A 17,577-nucleotide genomic window follows, 5' to 3' on the forward strand; every position below is an offset into this window, starting at 1 on the left:
CGCTCCTGGCGCCTTATTTACAGCCAGATAATTATTAAACCTATTTATGGGATGTCGTACTAGTGCCGCTAGGACGACGGCCTGCGCGTTTGCTTAAGCCCGACCAGTAGTCGCTTTCGCGGGCTCTACCGTCAAACGACGAGCAAACAGGTACCAACACGATACGCAGATTTGGTCCACGGCAAGTGGGAAAGCCCGACCTCGGGTCAACCCGGATTGCGGCAAAAAATCTGCTCGCCTATCTTTCTACATCATACGTATGATCTAGAGAGTAAATCGTGGCGACACTACACCGGCAGGTCCTGAATCAGATGGGCGAACAGATTTGCTCGGGCAAGTTTGCGCCCGGGGATATTCTTCCGGCCGAGCCCGTGCTCGCCGAGCAGTTGCAGGTCAGCCGCATCACCATCCGTGAGACGATGAAGTCGCTCTCCGCCAAGGGCATGCTCGAAGTGCGCCGGCGTTACGGCACGATCGTGTTGCCGCGCTCGCAATGGCAGTTGTTCGATCCGGACGTGATCACCTGGCGCGCGAGGGCGGGCGCAATCGACGAGGGTCTGATCCAGGACCTGATGGAATTGCGGCTGATCATCGAGCCGAACGCGGCCAGGCTCGCTGCCAAGCGCGCGACGGCGGAGGATCGCGTCGCGGTGCGGCGTGCCTTCAAGGCGATGGAACGCGCTGTCGCCGGCCACGGCGAATACGTTCCCGCCGACCTCGCGTTCCACGGCGCGATCCTCACCGCCTGCCATAACCAGTTCATCCAGCAAATGCAGAACGCGCTGTCGGCGATCCTGCGCACGAGCTTCGAACTCAGCTCTGAAATAGCCGGCGGCCCAGCCCGTTCGCTGCCGATGCACGAAGCGCTTTGCGTCGCGATCGAGACAGGTGATCCGGCGGGAGCGGAAGAGGCGGTTCTTACGCTCATCAAGCGCGCGGAGAAGGACTTCGAAGACCGCGCCGCGCTGAATCTCGTCGCCAACGACGCGCCCGCCTGACGTCTTAACCAGCGAAATCGACATCAACGTTATCGCGACCGGAGTTCCGGTCGCGAGGGGCGCACTCGCGTCTCGTACTTGCACACCTGGAAAGGAACGGCGTATGACACAGCTATTCGACTTGAGCGGCCGCACGGCGCTCGTAACAGGCTCAGCGCGGGGCATTGGCTTCGCGCTTGCCGAAGGGCTCGCCACGGCAGGCGCCAGCGTGATCCTGAACGGCACGCGCGCCGACGCGGTCGCCGAGGCGGCCGGCCGGCTCAAAAGCAAGGGGTTCGAGGCTCAAGGCCGTGCCTTCGACGTGACCGACGAACAGGCCGTCGCCGACGCGTTCGCGCAATGGGACAAGGACGGAATGCAGATCGACATTGTCATCAACAACGCCGGCATTCAGTTTCGCAAGCCGCTGGTCGAACTCGAGTTGAGCGATTGGCAGCGCGTGATCGACACCAACCTGACGAGCTCGTTCATCGTCTCGAAGCAGGCGGCGCGACGCATGATCGCACGCGGCACGGGCGGCAAGATCATCAATATCGGCTCGCTCACGAGCGAAGCAGGGCGCGCGACGGTTGGCGCCTACACGGCGGCCAAGGGCGGCATCAAGATGCTGACCCGCGCGATGAGCGCCGAGTGGGCGTCGTCGAACATTCAGGCGAACGCAATCGGTCCGGGCTACATCCTGACCGACATGAACAAGCCGCTCGTCGAGAACGCGACCTTCGATGCCTGGGTCAAGAGCAGCAATCCTTCGCAACGCTGGGGCAAGCCGGAGGAGCTCGTCGGCACGGCGGTGTACCTGTCGTCCGCGGCATCGAGTTATGTGAACGGCCAGATCATCTACGTCGATGGAGGCTGGCTGGCCGTGCTTTAAGTGCAAGTCCGCGCGGGGACAGCAGAACAAAAAGAACGACCCGCACTAACCGAACAGTGTGTGCGCCGTACCGATCTGGAGACATCATGGAAAGCGTCAAACCCGTTGCACCCCAAAGATGGTGGTATCTGATGCCCATCATCTTCATCACTTACAGCCTTGCGTATCTGGACCGCGCGAACTACGGCTTCGCCGCGGCGGCCGGGATTGACAAAGATCTTGGCATCACCCATGGCACGTCGTCGCTGATCGGTTCGTTGTTCTTTCTCGGCTACTGTCTGTTCCAAGTGCCCGGCGCGATCTACGCGCAGCGCAACAGCGTGAAGAAGCTGATTTTTTTCAGTCTCGTCCTTTGGGGCCTGTGCGCTGCGGCGACCGGCATGGTCAGCAATATTCCGATGCTCATGGTGCTGCGCTTCGTGCTCGGGGTGGTGGAAGCCGCGGTGATGCCGTCGATGCTGATGTACATCAGCCGGTGGTTCACGCGCACTGAACGCTCACGCGCCAATACGTTCCTGATTCTCGGCAATCCGGTGACGGTGCTGTGGATGTCGGTAGTGTCGGGCTATCTGGTCCGCAGCTTCGGCTGGCGCGAGATGTTCGTCTTCGAAGGCCTCCCGGCGCTCGCATGGGCGGTGGTCTGGTGGTTCACGGTCAAGGATCGCCCCGCCGATGCGCCTTGGATGACCGACGCCGAAAAGGTCGAACTCGACGTGCGCCTCAAGGCCGAACAGACCCACATTGCTCCGGTGCGCGACTACAAGTCGGCGTTCCGTTCGTCGATCGTTCTGAAGTGCTGCGCGATTCATGCGCTGTGGAGCGTCGGCGTGTACGGTTTCATCATGTGGCTGCCGTCGATTCTCAAGGCTGCTTCGACGATCGATATCGTTTCCGTCGGCTGGCTCGCGGCAGTCCCCTATCTCGCAGCGATCGTGCTGATGCTGCTCGCGTCCTGGCTCTCGGACAAAACCCGCAACCGCAAGCTGTTTGTGTGGCCACTGCTGCTTGTCGGGACCATCGCGTTCGTGAGCTCGTACATGATCGGCGGATCGCATTTCTGGATCTCGTTCGCGCTGCTGGTGGTGGCAGGCGCGACGATGTATGCGCCGTATGGCCCGTTCTTCGCGCTCGTGCCGGAACTGATTCCGAGCAACGTGCTGGGTGGTGCGATCGGGCTCATCAATGCATGCGGCGCGCTGGGCGCGTTCCTTGGGTCGTGGGTGGTCGGTTATTTGAACGGCGCGACCGGCAGCCCTGCGGCCTCGTACATCTTCATGGCAGGTGGCCTGCTGCTCTCGGCCATCCTGATGATTACCGTGCCTGCGCATTCCGACCAGCGCGCGAAGCGTGAAGGGTCGCTGGCGGTGGGTCGCACGTAAAGCGTATCGATTCGCCTTGCGGGCTCAGGATGCGCTGGGCGCGGGCGCAACGCAGGGATGAACATGCAGATCATGTTCTGGTGCTGACGAAGAGCCCCGCGATGCGGCTTCGATTCATTTGATTTGATCTTGGCAGAAAGAAAATGGCAACCCTCATTACCGATGTAAAGGTCATCCTGACCGCGCCGGAAGGCATCAACCTGATCGTCGTCAAGGTGGAGACCAACCAGGATGGCTTGTATGGCCTCGGATGCGCGACGTTTGCGTATCGGCATGTCGCGGTCAAGTGTCTCGTCGAGGAGTATCTGCGAGCGCTGCTGATCGGTCGGGACGCCGAGGCCATCGAGGAGCTATGGCAACTGATGCACCAGAATGCTTACTGGCGTAACGGTCCGATCGAGAACAACGCGATCTCCGGCATCGACATGGCGTTGTGGGACATCAAGGGCAAAATGGCTAACATGCCGCTCTTCCAACTCTTTGGCGGCAAGTGCCGCGAAGGCGTGCCCATCTATCGCCATGCGGATGGCCGTGATTTGAACGAGTTGTGCGAGAAGATCCAGACGTATCGCGAGCAGGGCATTACCCACATCCGCTGCCAAAGCGGCGGCTACGGAGGAGCCGTCTATGGCAAGGCGCCATCGAGCGCGCCCAAGGGCGCCGTGGACGGCGTGTATCTCGACAGCAGAAAGTACATGCGGGAAACGCTCAAGCTGTTCGATGGCATTCGCAGCAGGGTCGGCTTCGACGTCGCTTTGTGCCATGACGTACACGGACGGCTGAAGCCAGTCGAAGCCATCAAGTTCGCGTGCGAACTTGAACAGTACGACCTGTTCTTTCTCGAAGATGCGATTGCTCTGGAAGAGGGCGAATGGATTCGTCAGTTGCGGTCGAAAACCACTACGCCTTTGGCCCAGGGTGAACTCTTCAACAATCCTTCCGAGTGGCGATTCCTGATCACCGAGCGATTGATCGATTACATCCGGGTTCACCTCAGTCAGATCGGCGGCATCACGGCCGCGCGCAAGCTGCAGATCTTTGCCGAGCAATTCGGCGTAAGGACGGCGTGGCACGGCCCGGGCGACATGTCGCCGTTGGCGCATGCGGCGAACATCCACATTGACCTCGCATCACGCAACTTCGGCGTGCAGGAATGGTCGGGCACCGAGCCGCCCAACTTCGTGATCCAGGAGCTTAAAGGGCCCAGGGCGGCATTACTTGACGTATTCCCCGGCCTCCCGGAATTCAGAAATGGACATGTCTATGCCAACGACAAGCCAGGCCTCGGTGTCGACATCGATGAAGCCGAGGCAGCGAAATATCCGTGTGAAAACACTGTGACGACGTGGACGCAGACCCGGCTGAGGGATGGAACCCTGCAGACTCCGTAAGGGAGCGAAGCGAGTTCAGATCGGTCCCTTGGCAACACGCTTTGTCAGCGTGCGCCAGGAGGACGGAATCGGACATTCCTAATCTTACTGTGTCATTAAATCAAAGCGTCTTCCCAGATTCCGGCAGCATGGACACACATCGAGTCCGGCGACCGGCCGGACCGTAAGTTCGTAGCGAATGGTGGCAATCGAGTCAGCCGTGTGGCGCCGTGCGCGCCGGACTTCCCCGCGCAATGTAATCCGGGAACTGCAGGTGACTGGCGTACTGCGAAGTTTTTTTGGCGCCGCTCCGGTGACCACGGCACGCCGGCCCGCGAGCGGCTGATTCCAGTCGGACGCCGGCAAGCCATCGGCGCCGGCGATGCAGTTCGGTTTTGGTTTTAATTGGGGTGGGGCAGGCAAAGCGCGATAGACTTTTAATGCCGATGTGACCAGATCTGCGTCCATCGGCGTTCGTAATCCATATGATCGAAACTCTCGACGAGAAAATCGATGAACGTCCGCACCTTGGACGACAGATACTTGCGGTTCTGATAGGCAATATTGATCCTCAATCTCGGCAGATCCCAATCGTCCAGAATCGGCACGAGCCGGCCAGCCACGAGGTCGTCGTGAATGATGTAGACGGGCTGGATCACGATCCCGAGACCGTTCAGGCCGGCCTTGCAAATCACCTGTCCTTCATTGGATTCCAGCAAACCGTTGATCTTGACGGTATGAGCTGTCGAGCCCTTCGTGAACGCGAGTTCGTACGGGTTATTGGCGAGCGTATAGATCAGGAAATGGTGACCATCGAGTTCCTCGAGTGATTTCGGGGTGCCGTAGCGGCTCAGGTATTCGGGGGAGGCGGCGAGGATACGCCGGGTTTCCGCGAGGCGCCGGATGATCAACGCGGAGTCTGCTTCGTGCTCACGGGTACGGATGGCGATATCGATACCGTTTTCAATCAGGTCGAAGTAGCGGTTGGCCGCGGTGACGCTGACAGACAGCTTTGGATGTTGCCTCGTAAATTCTGGCAGCAGGGGCGCGATGATCTGGAAACAGAAGGACACCGAGGCCGTCACGCGCAATGTGCCGACAGGACTCAGCGAAGCCGAACTGACCAGTGCCTCGGCTTCCTCCATTTCAAACGTAATGTTTCTGCAGCGGCGATAAAACTCATCGCCCACTTCGGTTAGAAACAGTCGCCGCGTATTCCGTTCGACGAGCCGGGCGCCGAGTCTCTGTTCGAGATTCGCGAGATAGCGGCTACCGGCCGAACTCGACAGCCCGAGCGCCTCCGAAGCTTTCGAAACGCTGCCCAGCTCTGCAGTATGTACGAACACCTGCACCTCCAGCCATTTGTCCACTACTCGTCTCCAGTTTCCCGCTGAGCGGGATTGAATTTCCCCGAATCGGCCTTTTTCGCCGATCTCCGGCAGACTATATTCTGACCTATAGAACATTTTTACGGAGACAACATGCAAAACGTCGATGAAGACACCATTACTCAGATCGTATTGGCCCGTCATGCGGACGCTACCGATCCGCGTCTCAAGCAGATCATGACAAGCATGGTGCAGCATCTTCACGCGTTTGCGCGTGATGTGGAACTGACCGAGGAAGAGTGGTTCAAGGGCATCCAGTTCCTGACCGATGTCGGGCACATTACCGACGACAACCGCCAGGAGTTCATCCTTCTCTCGGATACGCTCGGCCTGTCGATGCTGGTCACGGCACTAAACAATCGCAAACCGCGGGAATGTACGGAGTCGACCGTGTTCGGCCCGTTCTTTGTCGAGAACGCTCCCCAATACCAGAACGGCGACGACGTCGCCAACGGCGCTAAAGGCGAGCCATGCTTTGTCACTGGGCGGATCACCGGGATCGGCGGCGAGCCGGTTCCGAACGCCAGAGTCGAAGTGTGGCAAGCCGATTCCGACGGTTTCTACGACGTGCAGTACGAGGGTGTTACCAGCAACCAGGGACGCGGCATGTTGCGCAGTCTCGCCGACGGCTCGTTTCACTTCAGGTCTGTGACCGCCGAGTCCTACCCGATTCCGCACGATGGACCGGTTGGCCGCATGCTCGCGGCGCTCGGCCGGCACCCGTGGCGGCCCGCGCATTTGCATTTCATGATCGAAGCCCCGGGATATGAACGGCTGATTACCCACGTCTTTCGCTCGGGCGACGAGTACCTGGATTCCGACGCGGTGTTCGGCGTCCGCTCGTCGCTGGTGGCAGATTGGCAGCAGCATGCGCCAGGGCGCGCTCCCGACGGTACCGAAATCGATACGTCCTTCAGGACGCTTGATTTCACGTTTGTTCTCAACCAGGCCGGCGCTGCCGTCCGAAGCAACGCTGCATAGCGCTCGCGGCGTGGCGCAGATTGATTGATGAGGAATCAGATGATCAAGCACATCGTGATGTGGAATCTGAAAGGCGAGACGCCGGACAAGAAGGCGCGAGCAGTCCACAAGCTGCAAAGTGCCTTTGAAGGTCTCGCCGGGAGAATACCGGGACTGCTGCATATGGAAATCGGCGTGGATACAAGCAAGGCCGACTACGCGTGCGATGTCGTGCTTTATTCGGAGTTCGAATCACAGGACGCTCTGGCTGCCTATGCCGTACACGCAGAACACCTTCGCGTGAAGCAGGATTTGGGCGACGTTCGCGTCGCCAGGTATCAGGTGGACTATGAGGTAATTCCAGTGCGTGACCGGGCACCAGCGTGAGCTTTTTTAGTCCGGCCCTCGCCGGTCGACCGAACCAGCTGAATGAACCAAGGTGAGTTGCATGTCTCAATCATTCGTGTATCAGTCCCAGCCGGCACGAGTTATATTCGGCCGCGGTACGCTGGCACAGCTTCCCGCTGAAGCAGAGCGCCTCGGTTTGCGGCGGCTGCTCGTTTTGTCTACCCGCGAGCAAGCGGAACTGGGAGCGCAGGTGCAGCAGTTGCTCGGGGCACGCGCCGTCGGGACCTTCGCCGGCGCGACGATGCACACGCCTGTCGAGATCACCGAACGTGCGCTGTCCAACGTCAAGGAACTCGATATCGACGGTGTGGTCTCGGTCGGCGGTGGATCGACAACCGGACTGGGCAAGGCAATCGCATTACGTACCGATCTGCCGCAGATCGTGCTGCCGACCACTTACGCGGGCTCCGAGATGACACCCATACTTGGGGAAACTCAAGCGGGTATCAAGACCACGCAACGCAGTTTCAAGGTGTTGCCGGAGGTGGTCGTGTATGACGTCGATCTGACGCTGTCGCTACCCACGCAAATGTCGGCGCTTTCCGCGTTCAATGCGATCGCGCATGCAGTGGAGGCGCTCTATGCGCCCGACGCAAATCCGATTGTGTCGTTAATGGCCGAAGAGGGCGTACGCGCAATTGTCGATGCGCTTCCGCGCATCCTGAAAGAGCCGGGCAATCCCGCGGCCCGCGCCGACGTGCTGTATGGCGCATGGCTATGTGCATGCTGTCTCGGCGCGGTGACGATGGGGCTGCATCACAAGCTTTGTCATACGTTAGGTGGCGTGTTCGACCTGCCGCATGCGCAAACTCATGCGATCGTCTTGCCATATGCGCTCGCGTACAACGAACCGGAAGTACCCGAAGCGATGATGCATTTGGGGCGGGCGATGAAGACGGAGGATCCGGTTCTCGCGCTCCTCCAACTCGAACGCGAGTGCGGCATTCCGTTGGCGTTGCGCGATATCGGTATGCCGCACGACGGCATACCACGCGCGGTCGAACAGGCAATGGCCAATCCGTATGGCAATCCACGGCCAATCGAGGAAGGGGCGCTTGGTGAGCTGCTTCAACGAGCATGGGCAGGCGAGGGCGGCTGAACCATGCGGAGGGGAACAGGGCGTGCGTGTCATCATTGATTGCTGGTCGGGCACGCCTGGTTAACGCTACGGTCTTTTGTTTTTGAGTCGTCGTGCGCCTCACCTGCCGAATTTCGCAGCGCGGCTGTAAAAATAGAAAAAATCGGCTCTGATAATCATATAGCCGGCCTGCCTCTGTCCCAGTAGAACGGCTGGCGTAGAGTCGGAGTGCGGACAGCGACTTGACGCACAGGAGGCCGGCATGAACAAGTTTAGTGGAATTGACCTGCACTCGAACAACAGTGTGGTAGTGGTCAGCGATGAAGCTGACCGGATCGTCTGCCAGCGGCGGTTACCGAACGATCCGGTACAGATCCGGGCGGCCCTGGCGCCGCACCGTGAAGAGTTGGTGGGGGTGGTCATCGAGGCGACGTTCAACTGGTACTGGCTGGTGGATGAGTTGATGAAGGATGGCTACTGCGTGCATCTGGCGAACCCTGCGGCGATCAGGCAGTACGATGGACTGAAATACAGTGGCGACTCCGCGCTTGCAGCGTCCTTCGGGCGATATGCGACGTAGGCGGAGGAGTTTGAATTGGCAACATTGAACGGGATTTGGCGACGTCCGTGCGTACCGCCGCCGTCGTGTCCAAGTCCACCTCGGTCCCACCCGGCAATCGCTCCAGCCGGAAGCAACCGGAGCAGCTATGGAGGTAACGAAGTGGCTGAAGCCTTCGGTGATGCGTGTCACGAATTGGTGACAGCGCGAGCATGCCGAGGGGCTTGAGTCCGTTGCGTCGGACTATTGCAATACGATCAACGCTGCGAACCCCAAGATTTTTTTTGTGCTGACCGCCCACTACATGGCGACCAAGCCGTTTCCTTTTCTGCCATGGCAGACGCTCGTCGAGCAGTCGCGAGGATTCTTTCCTCAAGCGTATTGGCGATCCCAAACCGACCATGGACCGGTGTCAAACGGCCAAGGAGTCGGGAAAACTACACCGACGCGATAAGTGCGTGGCAAGCTATCGGAGTATCGAAGGCCGCAATCATTCCAATGGCAGGCGTACTCGGTGTATCGCATCCGGATGAAATATCCGAATACGTCAGCACGGCTCTCACGACCGGCGTGAGCGAACTGCACTCCTACGCTCATGAACCGACAGTAGACCGGTCCGTGTGGGATGCAATTCGACAGATATAGGCTAGTCACTCCTATGGTGTCCTGTAAGCGAAGTATCGTTCGCCATTACATGGCCCGAAACGGCCATGCCTAACAGAATAAAACCGCGAGAACATCGTGACAGGGCTTACAGGGCCGATATGGAGCACCGGCGCGGGGAGTATCACGTCAGATAACGAATACGGCTCGACGAAATACGGCGAGGTAGCGATTTTCATCGAGACCGCACTCGCGGAACCAAGCGACCTTCTGGTCAAGAACGTGGTGGGAAACACCAGCATCTCGCTCAACGCCTATGAATGCGCATCCCAACACCCGGATTTCGAACGACTGCGCGGTGACCGGCTTAGGGTGTCGGCGCCGGAAGCTGAGGCATCTGCAGACTGATAATGGTCGCGCGCCGGGGATGTGGAACCTCGGCGCACAGAAGGATATCCGGTGGCCGTTCCACTCTACCCGTGAACACCTAGCAGCGTCGATCGAACAGTTCAAACGCCCTTGTCGTCAACCCGTAGATGCCAGGCTCATGTGGTTCGGCAGAAGCGCCTGCCGATTTAGTTGGCACTCTTTAAGCGACCCGACACGCGCGGCTGTCTGTCGCTATGGCCCGAACGCGATCCGGCCTTTTCGGACCGTCCAGAGGGCGTTTGCTTGTGGAAGACGAGGTCCTCGACCGTTTGCCAGTAGGCGTCCACCACGGCGGGATCAGACGGGGAAATATTCGAGGTTGCCTGCATCTCCGGGCCGAAGCCGGAAAGGGTCGACGTGAGACTGATGAACAGATAATGGAAGATTATGGGATCGCCTTGGGGCAACGCGCCTTCATCTTGTGCGGCACGGATCTGTGGCAGCAGCCAATTGATCAGCGGCTTGAGCACCGTGTCAGCGAGCCACTGCAGCCTCGGGCTGTGTCCAAGGAACTCCTGGAGCATGAAGCGATGAAACTCAGGATAATCGACCGTGAATCTAAATAGGGCCTTGTACACCACCCGCACGCGCTCTGCAGCGCTGAGAGGAGGCATATCCGCCAGATAGCCGTCCCACTCGTGACGGATACGTTCGAAAACATATTCAGCCACCGCGTGCCACAGAATATCTTTGGAGCGGTAGTGGTAAGTGATGAGCGGGTGCTGCAATCCGACTCGGTCCGCGATACTGCGGATGCTTGCAGCCTCAAAGCCCTTCGAGGCGAATTCCGTAAGCGCCGCGCTCAAGATCGCGGCCCGTGTTTCCTGAGCGCGCTGCTGCTCCGCACGTCGGAGTTCTGCCGGGCGACCCTTGCTGCCGGAGTTCTTGCTGGAAACTGTACGTTGCACCATTTGGTTTCTCGAATAGGAATTTCGTTGCCGGAGCGCGCTTGTCGGAGGGGGCCTGGCAAGACGGCGTTCGATACCGGTTTCGGCGGGCTGTCTTAAATGTCCGCGTCGAGAGCGTGGCCGTAAGAAAACTATACAAAGGTATAATACAACGGATTGTGCATGCCACTCGTCTGAAGAACGACACCACTCCGCCGGACGAGTTGTTCGGCCTCGTTGAATCGGGCATGTGCAAGTGCCGACTGTTGTGGGCGCGCAAGCATCCGCTCCAACGCTACCCAAGGTGATCTCACGCGCCTGCGTGCCCCGGGCAGGCCCACACGTGCACTCACCAACAAATCATCAGAAGAAAAGCCACCGGGCGCTGAGTAGGCACGGCCATGCGGGAGCGTTCCCGAACAGGTAAGCGACCTAACAGCACCACATCTTTTAAATTAAACGATGGTAAAGTATAATAGTTTGGCCGGCGCGAGGAAGACCTCGACGTAGCGCCGGGTCCGACCGCTGGTTAAATGACCACCAAAATTTAGGCGCCAAGCGTAGCGTGGCCTAAGCGCCGAAACGCACCAGAACAGAACTGCGCTTTACTCCCTGAATTCCACGAATGCAGGTGTCGCCAAATGCAGAGCAACATCACCTTAACCTCCCGTGACGATCTCGCTGTCATCACCTTGGAAAACGAAGCGCAGGCAAACGCGATCGACCTGGATTTCTGTGATGGCGTCTTGAGGGCTCTCAGCGACATCGAGGCGCGCGGGGAGTATCGCGCGGTTGTTCTTCGAGCCACAGGCCGTATATTTTCGGCCGGCGGAAATCTCGTTCAGATCCTGGGCGGACTCCAAAGATCCGATAGCTTCATCGAAACACTAATCAGTGCGCTTAACGCTGTGGTTCTGGCGCTACGGCGTCTGCCGATTCCTGTGATTGCGAGCGTGCAGGGAGCTGCGGCAGGCGCAGGTTTCTCGTTGGCAATGGCGTGCGATCTGGTCGTAGCGTCACGTACGGCTCGCTTTGTCGTCGGATACGGCAAGCTCGGCACCTCGACCGACGGCGGACTCTCCTTCCATTTGGCGCGCCGCCTGGGGTCGGCGCGCGCCCTGCAACTTCTGCTGGTGAAGGATGTGTTGACCGCAGAAGAAGCGAGCTCATTGGGACTTGTGCAATGCGTTGCCGATCCAGCTTCGCTGGAAGAAGCCACCCTTGCTATGGCACGGAATGTAATGGACTTGCCGCCATCGGCGGTCAGCGAGATGAAATCGCTCGTCAGCAAGGCATCGGAGGATGGACTTGAGCAACATCTCGAGGATGAAAAGCAAGCGTTCTTGAGATGTGCCGCGACCGAAGCGTTTAATCAGAGAGTAGCCGGATTCGTTGGACGATTGAATTCGCCAGGGAACTCGTCAACCTGAAGACGAGAGGCCGATCGGGGAAGGACGCATTGCCTGGCGGTGACACGAGATGTAGCGGAACTGCATCAGGCGATTGCCACGAGCCCGCCGCTTGATCGGTCCATGGAATCGGCAAATGGTCCAACTACGGAATACACGCCTTTTTTGTCAAAGTTGTCCTCGCACATGGTTGCGCTGCCGACCTGAACGCGCCATTGGATTCCCGCTAAAGCCCGGATGAGCCGGGCATTCGGACCCCACGCCGCTGGTGCGGCGCCCTCCGAGCTTTTTCATCCCTCTCCTTGACCTTCCCGATCACGTCTGGAACATCGGCGGTTCGTCCGCACGACTCCGCTTCATAGGGATAGTCCCAATCCCACAATCCTGTACGAACGGAAAGGTTTTGACTACACTAAAACTGTACTAATGGAAAATATAACAAAACACTTCATTCAGTTATGAGCGATGTTAAGTAGTTGGCATAACCAAAAGATCAGGAGATTGGAGATGAAGGGATTGTCGTGCGCCATCGCTTTACTTTGCGGCTCATCCGCTTGCGCGTATGCGCAAAGCAGTGTGACCTTGTATGGAATCGTTGACGAAGGCATCACCTATACCACCAATCAGAAGGGGGCCTCGAATTGGCAACTTCAGAGCGGTGGAGCTTCTATATCAAGATGGGGGCTTCGGGGTTCAGAGGATCTCGGTGGTGGCATGAAGGCCGTTTTCGTGCTGGAAGACGGTTTTGATCCATCCACAGGTAACATCGGCAATAACGGAGCCCTTTTTGGTCGGCAGGCGTATGTCGGCATCGCCAGCAACTATGGGACGCTGACGCTTGGGCGCCAGTACGAAGAGATGGCTGATTTGCTGTCGAAAATCAATGCCGGATTGAACTGGTCGGTCTACTTCGCTCACGCCGGCGACATTGATAACACTGCGGGCACCAACCGTATCAGCAACGCCGTCAAATACACCAGTCCCCAAGTGGCAGGATTTTCGTTCAACGGACTGTATAGTTTTGGCGGACAGGCAGGCCAATTTTCCACGAATAGCGTCAAATCGGTTGGCGTCACTTACGCCGGCGGACCGCTGTATGTCGCTGCCGCCTATACGTATATCAAGAATCCTTTTACAGCCGTATTCAACAGCGTTGCGCCTAACGCAATCACGTTTGCCGCCTATGTGCCAGCCGCACAGAGCCAGACGCTCGCGGGCGTTGGCGGACAGTACAAGATTGGCAACGCGACGATCGATCTTGAATATACTTCGACGCGCTTCAAGCACGCCTTCCTAGGCAATGACGTTCGCTTTGACAACTATGAGGCGAACCTCGGTTACTTGATCAGCCCTGACATTCTGGCCGGCATCGTGTACGTCTATACGCACGGCAAGGTCGACGCAACCGACGCAAACCCAATCTATCGGGCGATCGGTTTCTTTGCGGACTACCTATTATCTAAGCGAACTGACGTCTACTTTGCCGCGCAATTGATGAAGGCATCAGGTTCGGCGACCCAGGCGCAAATGACGTATGTCACGAGTCCATCAAACGGGCAATCCCAAGGTCTCTTGCGCGTCGGGCTTCGTCATCGTTTTTAACGAAGTCATGAGGTTCGTTTGGGTTGAAAAATTGAAAAGCTCAGGTGACAGGCGTGGCGAGTCATGATCGTTTCAGGCGACAACGTCACACTCGCTCCGGTTATCTCGAGACAAGGAGAACCAGACAAGGTTGATGAGGTGCTTCTGATCTCGGCTGCGTGGTGCAAGCAAGCTGAATTGAATTTCATCGCTTCAAGGAAACGTAATGGAACAGACAAACAATATTCGTACCGACATACGCAAATTTTTTAACGACCTTCCGTTGGGGAAGAAACAGTGGATGGTGTTTTTCGTCTGCTTTGCGGCGATCGCTATCGAGGGATTCGATACGATCGTCATGGCGTTTATTGCACCCACCGTTAGTCACGAATGGCAATTGTCTCCCGCGGCGCTTGCGCCACTAGTTGCGTCAGGGCTGGTTGGTTTATTGGCCGGGTCAATCGTGGGTGGGACAATGGCCGATCGCGTGGGTCGCAGAGCAGTGGGCATCGCGGCGATCGCGTGGTTTGGCGTAGCGGCTCTCGCGTCCAGCGAGGCGCAATCGGTAATGCAGCTTGTGCTGTTGCGTTTTATCACTGGTCTGGGTGTTGGCGCCGCGATGCCTGCGTCGTCATCGCTCGTCGCTGAATATAGCCCGGACCGCTCGCGCTCCGCCATGCTTGCCTCAGCCTTTTGCGGGTTTCTTTTCGGCGCTGCTGTCGCTGGCTTCGTAACTTCGTTCGCCATAGGTGCCTTAGGTTGGAGGGGGATGCTTGTATTGAGTGGCGTACTGCCGCTTTGCGTCGTGGGCCTGTTTGCATGGCAAGTACCCGAGTCGCCGCTCTACATGGTGGCGAGCCGTAAGTCCAACGCAGCTGTCCAGCGAGTCGTGGCCAAGATATTCCCGAAGGTCGACTGCTCCGGTTTGGATTTCGTCATTGCTTCACCAAGCGGTTCGAAGCGCGGAAGCCTGGCGCTCGTGGGAAAGGAATATCGGCTGGGAACCGTGCTGACCTGGATAGCGGAATTTGCCGGGTATTTGGTCTTCTTTCTTGTCGGAAGCTGGTTGCCTACGCATTTGAAGCAAATCGGTCTATCGATGCATGAGGCTTCACAAGTATCGTCAATGTTCCAATTCGGCGCGCTTGGCGGATCGGTACTTTTCGCGGTCCTCGTGCGCCGCTATAACGTAGCCTCGATCATTTGTGGCGCGTTCGGCGTAGGTTCATTGCTTGTCATAGCCCTGGGCCTCTCCGAGACGACATCGTGGCACGCGAACGTGGTCTTCTTGGCCGGGTTGACCATCGGTGGCCCACTGACCTGTGTCAATACGGTTCCAGGCATCTTCTATCCAACAGCGCTTCGTGCGTCTGGTGGGGGATGGACGGTTGCGATCGGACGGCTCGGTTCGATCATCGGGTCATCGTTGATCGGGCTGATAGTCATCTCAGGTTTCCCCTATCTACTCGTATGCGCCTTGTTGTCGATACCGCTCCTGATAGCCAGCGCTTGCATGGCCGTCATGGCACGCGTTCTCTCTGCACAACGGCGGTTGCCCAGTGAATACGTGGAAAACATCGGTACGGTATCGGGTCCGGACGGGACGTTGCCCAATAGCACCGCACCGTGAGAATTTTGTGCTGCAAAGTGAATTGGAAAGAGCCTGACTCGATTGACGGAGAAAGTCCCATCTGCGAACTCTCGTCTGCATCTTTGTGATTTGGCGATAGTCAACGTGCTGGGGGAAGGGTGACGATGTGTCGGTATGGAGGCAAGCCAAATGAGTCCAGTTACATTGAATTCGGCGCACGAGCATGTGAAGTTCGTGGAGGGATCGCTTCGTTCGCTGGTGGAGAAATGGCTTTGGCTAACGCAAGCCGCACCCGCCCGCTTGACCGTCTTCAGTCGAACGGCCAGCGGCGGGACGCGCTTCGTGCGCGTTGAGGTGTCGCGACAAGAACGGCCCGTTTCGGTCTTGTTCTTTCGGCATACAGACGGTACGTGGCAAGTCTTTCCGCCAGCGATTCAGCGTCCCATGATGCGTTTCTACTGAGCAACTGTCGAAAAGTGATTATCTCAGGCAAAGGCGCATCCCGAACAATCCGCCTGCGGTTTTGACTCGTGACAGAGGAGAGGCGCTGCGCCTTGGAGCGAATGATCCGCCGCCTCAAATTCTCGGGGGCCGGGTGGCTGCGTCAAAGCGTTGATGAAACGGACGGCCTGCCTGCTTGAATCCGCAACAGTTTGGCCAAGATCAGGTAGAGGCGGCATTCCTCCATCTAAACTTTGCGGTCGTAAAGCATTGTGTATAAGATGAATATAGCGTGCGGCGGAGTCGGTTGCCGCGCTCAATGTACGGAATCATAGATTAGGAGACTAAGGTCATGTCGAAACGAAAGATTGATACTCACCAGCATTTTTTGCCAAAGCTGTATGTGGACGCCGTAGGTTTGGACTTGCTAAATGCGGCGATGCCGACTGGTGTGGCCCCAACGTGGTCCGAAGAGGCCGCCATCGCCATGATGGACGAGAACGGCATCGACGAGGGCATCCTGTCCATCTCGTCCGGACCGGCAATGCCGGATGCGGCCACGCTGTTGAGAAGATGTAATGACCACGCGGCTGAGCTTCGGTCCCGGTATAAGGGCCGATTCGGATCGTTCGCGAGCCTGCCGCTGCCGGACATCGACGCAGCCTTGAAGGAGGTGAGTTATTGCCTCGACGAGTTAAAGGTTGATGGGTTCATCCTCTTTACGAATTACGACGGATTGTATTTAGGAGACGAGCACTTCGTGCCTCTCCTCGACGAATTGGACAGGCGTGGCACGGTCGTTTTCATTCACCCCAATCAGCCGCCCCACGATATACCGCGCGTCGCGCCGGCGTCCGTGCTCGAGTATCCCTTTGAGACGACACGTACAGCCGCCAGCCTGGTCATCTCCGGCGCGATGACTCGCTATAAGAATGCCCGTTTCATACTGTCTCACGCTGGCGGGACGTTGCCGTTTCTGGTCCCGCGCCTTGCCCTTTCTATCTCGATGATGCCTGGGGCGGCCGAGCGTGTTGGTGACACGCTTGCAGCGGTCAGGTCCTTCTACTTCGACACGGCGCTATCGGCCGGCAAAGCGCCCCTGAGCGCGCTTGCGCAAATCGCCGATCCGGACCACATCCTTTTCGGCACGGACTTTCCGTTCGCGCCGACTACAGCGATTCGGCAATTTGGAGCGGTGCTTGACGACATCGAAATTCCGGGTGTCGAGATGGACAAGGTGTACGGTGAAAATGCAGCTCGTTTGCTTGGTCGCTAGTGGCGCGATCATCAATTCCCGCGCTGTTTGTCCGGGAGGCGAGCATCGACGCGGCCCAGCCTAACGGCCGGGCACGACGTCCTGTGATGGACATTGTTCGTCTTGCATACTTTACGAGTGTGAAGTATAGTGTTTTACAGAACTTGCATGATCGCAGGACATCGCCAAACGGCAAGCGCGAAGTCCGAGGTCCGAGGTCCGAAAGTATTGGCCGCCTTTGAGCGCGGCAGCGGCCGACCGTTGAAGCCGAAACTACCAATGAATGTGGAGGGGACATGATTGAAGAACGCGACATCATCGTAACGATGCGGGATGGAACTCGTCTCGCGGTCGACGTCTATCGACCAGA

Annotated in this window: 17 protein-coding genes; 14 read left to right on the forward strand and 3 right to left on the reverse strand. The window is 58.0% G+C overall.

What is annotated here, in order from left to right:
• Positions 1-278: 278 nt before the first annotated feature.
• From M0D69_RS40405 to M0D69_RS40420, 4 genes are all read left to right on the forward strand, one after another.
• Positions 279-998: a FadR/GntR family transcriptional regulator gene (locus tag M0D69_RS40405; RefSeq protein WP_301787403.1), complete on the forward strand. Its 720-nt coding sequence runs from the start codon at positions 279-281 to the stop codon at positions 996-998.
• 103 nt (positions 999-1,101) lie between these two features.
• A complete protein-coding gene (locus M0D69_RS40410; protein WP_301787404.1) occupies positions 1,102-1,869 on the forward strand; it encodes an SDR family oxidoreductase in 768 nt (255 codons plus the stop codon).
• A gap of 86 nt (positions 1,870-1,955) precedes the next feature.
• Positions 1,956-3,248 (forward strand): MFS transporter, encoded by a 1,293-nt coding sequence (locus M0D69_RS40415; RefSeq protein WP_301787405.1) that lies wholly within the window; start codon positions 1,956-1,958, stop codon positions 3,246-3,248.
• Between the two features lie 143 nt (positions 3,249-3,391).
• Positions 3,392-4,639, forward strand: coding sequence for an enolase C-terminal domain-like protein (locus tag M0D69_RS40420; protein WP_301787406.1), 1,248 nt, complete (start codon positions 3,392-3,394; stop codon positions 4,637-4,639).
• 416 nt (positions 4,640-5,055) lie between these two features.
• Here the strand turns inward: M0D69_RS40420 and M0D69_RS40425 are convergent, their stop codons facing one another.
• The gene (locus M0D69_RS40425) at positions 5,056-5,988 is read right to left on the reverse strand and encodes a LysR family transcriptional regulator (protein ID WP_301787407.1); all 933 of its coding nucleotides are present in this window, start codon (positions 5,986-5,988) and stop codon (positions 5,056-5,058) included.
• A 111-nt stretch (positions 5,989-6,099) separates the two neighbouring features.
• Here M0D69_RS40425 and M0D69_RS40430 point away from each other — a divergent pair, with 111 nt between their 5' ends.
• The 5 genes from M0D69_RS40430 to M0D69_RS40450 all read left to right on the forward strand — a co-directional run bounded on the left by M0D69_RS40430 (position 6,100) and on the right by M0D69_RS40450 (position 10,022).
• Positions 6,100-6,987 carry an intradiol ring-cleavage dioxygenase gene (locus M0D69_RS40430; protein WP_301787408.1) on the forward strand — a complete coding sequence of 296 codons (888 nt, stop codon included), beginning with the start codon at positions 6,100-6,102 and terminating at the stop codon, positions 6,985-6,987.
• Positions 6,988-7,026: 39 nt separating this feature from the next.
• A complete protein-coding gene (locus M0D69_RS40435; protein ID WP_301787409.1) occupies positions 7,027-7,353 on the forward strand; it encodes a Dabb family protein in 327 nt (108 codons plus the stop codon).
• Between the two features lie 61 nt (positions 7,354-7,414).
• On the forward strand, positions 7,415-8,473 hold the full coding sequence (locus tag M0D69_RS40440) for a maleylacetate reductase (protein ID WP_301787410.1): 1,059 nt from the start codon (positions 7,415-7,417) through the stop codon (positions 8,471-8,473).
• 241 nt (positions 8,474-8,714) lie between these two features.
• Positions 8,715-9,032: a transposase gene (locus tag M0D69_RS40445; RefSeq protein WP_301787411.1), complete on the forward strand. Its 318-nt coding sequence runs from the start codon at positions 8,715-8,717 to the stop codon at positions 9,030-9,032.
• 720 nt (positions 9,033-9,752) lie between these two features.
• A complete protein-coding gene (locus M0D69_RS40450) occupies positions 9,753-10,022 on the forward strand; it encodes a hypothetical protein (RefSeq protein ID WP_301787412.1) in 270 nt (89 codons plus the stop codon).
• Positions 10,023-10,189: 167 nt separating this feature from the next.
• Here M0D69_RS40450 and M0D69_RS40455 read toward each other — a convergent pair whose 3' ends face one another.
• Complete coding sequence (locus M0D69_RS40455) at positions 10,190-10,954, reverse strand: TetR/AcrR family transcriptional regulator (RefSeq protein WP_301787413.1); 765 nt, start codon at positions 10,952-10,954, stop codon at positions 10,190-10,192.
• A 617-nt stretch (positions 10,955-11,571) separates the two neighbouring features.
• Here M0D69_RS40455 and M0D69_RS40460 point away from each other — a divergent pair.
• From M0D69_RS40460 to M0D69_RS40480, 5 genes are all read left to right on the forward strand, one after another.
• Entirely contained in the window at positions 11,572-12,360 is a 789-nt protein-coding gene (locus M0D69_RS40460; protein ID WP_301787414.1) for an enoyl-CoA hydratase/isomerase family protein, read from the forward strand.
• A 486-nt stretch (positions 12,361-12,846) separates the two neighbouring features.
• Entirely contained in the window at positions 12,847-13,941 is a 1,095-nt protein-coding gene (locus M0D69_RS40465; protein WP_301787415.1) for a porin, read from the forward strand.
• Positions 13,942-14,146: 205 nt separating this feature from the next.
• On the forward strand, positions 14,147-15,550 hold the full coding sequence (locus M0D69_RS40470; RefSeq protein ID WP_301787416.1) for an aromatic acid/H+ symport family MFS transporter: 1,404 nt from the start codon (positions 14,147-14,149) through the stop codon (positions 15,548-15,550).
• 150 nt (positions 15,551-15,700) lie between these two features.
• Positions 15,701-15,973 carry a hypothetical protein gene (locus M0D69_RS40475; RefSeq protein ID WP_120311671.1) on the forward strand — a complete coding sequence of 91 codons (273 nt, stop codon included), beginning with the start codon at positions 15,701-15,703 and terminating at the stop codon, positions 15,971-15,973.
• A 331-nt stretch (positions 15,974-16,304) separates the two neighbouring features.
• Positions 16,305-17,228, forward strand: a complete 924-nt coding sequence (locus tag M0D69_RS40480; RefSeq protein ID WP_301787417.1) for an amidohydrolase family protein — start codon at positions 16,305-16,307, stop codon at positions 17,226-17,228.
• Between the two features lie 134 nt (positions 17,229-17,362).
• Here the strand turns inward: M0D69_RS40480 and M0D69_RS40485 are convergent.
• On the reverse strand, positions 17,363-17,577 hold a 215-nt coding region (locus M0D69_RS40485; RefSeq protein ID WP_301787418.1), incomplete at its 5' end, for a hypothetical protein.

This window comes from Caballeronia sp. SEWSISQ10-4 2 (assembly GCF_030464885.1).
Taxonomy (GTDB): domain Bacteria; phylum Pseudomonadota; class Gammaproteobacteria; order Burkholderiales; family Burkholderiaceae; genus Caballeronia.

Excerpts from the sequence above, each read along its gene's own strand:
- M0D69_RS40455 (WP_301787413.1), bottom strand. The coding sequence starts at position 10,954 with ATGGTGCAACGTACAGTTTCCAGCAAGAACTCCGGCAGCAAGGGTCGC.
- M0D69_RS40445 (WP_301787411.1), top strand. The coding sequence starts at position 8,715 with ATGAACAAGTTTAGTGGAATTGACCTGCACTCGAACAACAGTGTGGTA.
- M0D69_RS40430 (WP_301787408.1), top strand. The coding sequence starts at position 6,100 with ATGCAAAACGTCGATGAAGACACCATTACTCAGATCGTATTGGCCCGT.
- M0D69_RS40415 (WP_301787405.1), top strand. The coding sequence starts at position 1,956 with ATGGAAAGCGTCAAACCCGTTGCACCCCAAAGATGGTGGTATCTGATG.
- M0D69_RS40475 (WP_120311671.1), top strand. The coding sequence starts at position 15,701 with ATGAGTCCAGTTACATTGAATTCGGCGCACGAGCATGTGAAGTTCGTG.
- M0D69_RS40480 (WP_301787417.1), top strand. The coding sequence starts at position 16,305 with ATGTCGAAACGAAAGATTGATACTCACCAGCATTTTTTGCCAAAGCTG.
- M0D69_RS40460 (WP_301787414.1), top strand. The coding sequence starts at position 11,572 with ATGCAGAGCAACATCACCTTAACCTCCCGTGACGATCTCGCTGTCATC.
- M0D69_RS40440 (WP_301787410.1), top strand. The coding sequence starts at position 7,415 with ATGTCTCAATCATTCGTGTATCAGTCCCAGCCGGCACGAGTTATATTC.
- M0D69_RS40465 (WP_301787415.1), top strand. The coding sequence starts at position 12,847 with ATGAAGGGATTGTCGTGCGCCATCGCTTTACTTTGCGGCTCATCCGCT.
- M0D69_RS40435 (WP_301787409.1), top strand. The coding sequence starts at position 7,027 with ATGATCAAGCACATCGTGATGTGGAATCTGAAAGGCGAGACGCCGGAC.
- M0D69_RS40420 (WP_301787406.1), top strand. The coding sequence starts at position 3,392 with ATGGCAACCCTCATTACCGATGTAAAGGTCATCCTGACCGCGCCGGAA.
- M0D69_RS40410 (WP_301787404.1), top strand. The coding sequence starts at position 1,102 with ATGACACAGCTATTCGACTTGAGCGGCCGCACGGCGCTCGTAACAGGC.
- M0D69_RS40470 (WP_301787416.1), top strand. The coding sequence starts at position 14,147 with ATGGAACAGACAAACAATATTCGTACCGACATACGCAAATTTTTTAAC.